Below are 846 nucleotides of genomic sequence, written 5' to 3'. Positions count from 1 at the left end.
AGAGAGAAGCGCCATGCTCGTTCATCACATTGCCTGCCAGCGGTCTAGTTTTGGATTCGGAAGACGCTCGTCTGATCTTTGCTCATCGCCTACGCGAAGCACGCCTGAGGGCAGGGCTCACGCAGGAGGCCTTAGGCGTGGCCGCAGGGGTAGGCCCTGACGTGGCCCGCACACGCATCAATCGGTATGAAAAAGGCGTCAACGAGTGTGATCTGCGGACTGCTCAGCGTCTGGCCGAGGCTCTGGAGATGCCTTTGGCTGCGTTTTTCGCTAATGATGACGATCTGCAAGATTTGATTATTATTTATTCCAAGCTCCCCACATTTGAGCAGCAACTGCTTCTTTCCTACTTTAAGAAATTTTTACGTAGGAGGAATAAAAAAGAAGTGGGCCCCAAATAATTTAAGATCCTTTAGGGGGCTGTTAGGGGATTGCCAAATTTTAAGGCAAGAGCGCACTTATGGATTTTGCTCCGCAAATTCCGTGCGGCGCCTGTCGGCGCTTTTTGCGGTGGCTGGGCCACCTCGTCGATCCGCTTTCGCCGATCAACAAAGCGAGAAACCCTGTGACCAAGCGCTCAAAATTGCCTGCTATTTAGGCCTAGACAAGAAATGTTTCGCCCTTTTCCTGGATTTTCAAATCAATCTAGGAGCTTCAAGATGGCGATCTACCACGCAACCATGAAATCTTTCAGCCGCGGAAAGGGGGACTCGTCAGTCGCAGCAGCGGCCTACCGAGCTGGCTTTGACGTCCTCGATGTCGGCACTGGCCTCGGTCATAACTACTCGCGACGTCACGGCGTGGCCTTCCACCAGATGCTCGCGCCCAGAGGCGCTCCCAGTTGTT

Annotated in this window: 2 protein-coding genes; both read left to right on the top strand. The window is 53.3% G+C overall.

Features of this window, described 5'->3' with window-relative positions; translation table 11 throughout:
• Positions 1–50: 50 nt before the first annotated feature.
• Entirely contained in the window at positions 51–401 is a 351-nt protein-coding gene (locus ACXJKH_RS21460) for a helix-turn-helix domain-containing protein (RefSeq protein ID WP_457322409.1), read from the top strand.
• A gap of 258 nt (positions 402–659) precedes the next feature.
• Positions 660–846 (top strand): MobA/MobL family protein (locus ACXJKH_RS21455; protein ID WP_457322407.1); only part of this gene is annotated, 187 nt, incomplete at its 3' end.

The organism is Stenotrophomonas sp. P5_B8 (assembly GCF_054049855.1).
Note: the sequence above shows the minus strand (reverse complement) of the source record. Positions and strands in the feature narration are given on the sequence as shown.